The sequence below is a fragment of the Mycobacterium sp. SMC-21 genome (assembly GCF_045310825.1).
Taxonomy (GTDB): Bacteria; Actinomycetota; Actinomycetes; order Mycobacteriales; family Mycobacteriaceae; genus Mycobacterium.
The window spans coordinates 1-1,335 of sequence record NZ_JBJIAO010000103.1; the positions used below are offsets into that span (position 1 = coordinate 1).

At 65.0% G+C, this 1,335-nt stretch carries 1 protein-coding gene; it reads right to left on the bottom strand.

What is annotated here, in order from left to right; genetic code table 11:
- Positions 1-35: 35 nt before the first annotated feature.
- A protein-coding gene (locus tag ACJH6H_RS29715; protein ID WP_406776390.1) for an IS3 family transposase occupies positions 36-1,264 on the bottom strand; the annotation gives its coding sequence in 2 pieces (ribosomal slippage) (positions 36-952 and positions 952-1,264; 1,230 coding nt in all).
- Positions 1,265-1,335 lie beyond the last annotated feature (71 nt).

Genomic DNA, 1,335 nt, shown 5'->3' on the forward strand with positions numbered 1-1,335 from the left:
GCCTTGCCCCCATGTAGTGGACACGGGATTTGTGGTTAGGCAGCTTCGGGCAGCGTAGCGGGTGTCAGGGTCCTTTCGTAGGTGGCGGGGCTGGAATGACGGCAGCGGGAGTGGCGTCGTTTGGTGTTGTAGCGGGCCAGCCAGCGGAACACCTCACGACGGCAGGCCGCTGCGTCGATCCAGCAGGTGCGGTCTTGCAGGATCTCGCGCTTGAGGGCGGCGTTGAACGATTCGGCCAGGGCATTATCGGCACTTGACCCCACGCCGCCCATAGACTGAGTGACGCCCAGTTCTTTGCAGAGGTTCGCGAAATCTCTTGAGGTGTACTGACTTCCGTGATCCGAATGGAATATTGCACCGACCAGACTGCCGCGCAACGCCGCGGCGGCCCTGAGGGCGTCCTCGACCAACTCGGTACGCATGTGCTCAGCGATCGCCCACCCCGCCACCCGCCGTGAGCAGCAGTCGATCACCGTGGCCAGGTACAGATTGCCGCCGGTCGCCAGGGGCAAGTAGGTGATATCTCCGACATAGGCGACATTGACTGCCGACGCGGTGAAATCCCGCTTGAGCAGATCGGGCACCTTCTGGTTGGCCGGATCCGGCACCGTCGTCTTGACGCGGCGTCTGCGCCGGTAGCCGGCGATCTGCGCGCCGCGCATCACCCGGGCGACCCGCTTGTGGTTGACCCGCTTCGCCTCGGGCACACCGTCGTTGAGCTCAGCGGTGATCCGCGGCGCCCCGTAGGTGTTGTCCTCGTCATGCACCACCCGGATCCGCTCGACGAGCGCCTCGTCAGCAGCAGCGCGGGCATCCCGGCCTTCTGCTGCCGCGCACCAGGCGTAAAACGACGAACGCGCGATCTCAACCACGCTGCACAGCCACTTCACCTCGAAGGCGTCCCGGTGGTCGGCGACGAACTGGAAGCGGCTCACCAGTTCGTCTCCCCGGCGAAATACTTGGCCGCCGACCGCAGAATGTCCCGCTCGGTAGCCAGCTTCGTCTTCTCCGCTTGCAGGTCATTGACCTGGGCGCGTAGCCGGGCCAGCTCCTGCTCCGGGGTCTCCACGCCCGGTGCAGGCACACTGGCCGATCCGGGCTTGCGGTGGCGGACCGGCACGCCGGCGGCCTTGCACCACGCCGACAACGTGGCCTCGCTGACACCGAGTTCGGCAGCAATCACGGTGATCGTCGCACCGTCGGTGTCCCGGTACAACGCGACCGCGTCACGCTTGAACTCATCGGGGTAATTTTTCCTTGCCATCGAGTTGGATCATCTCGCTTCCCCCAGGCATTCCTGGGATTAAGCGTGTCCAACACACGGGGTCAAGTCCC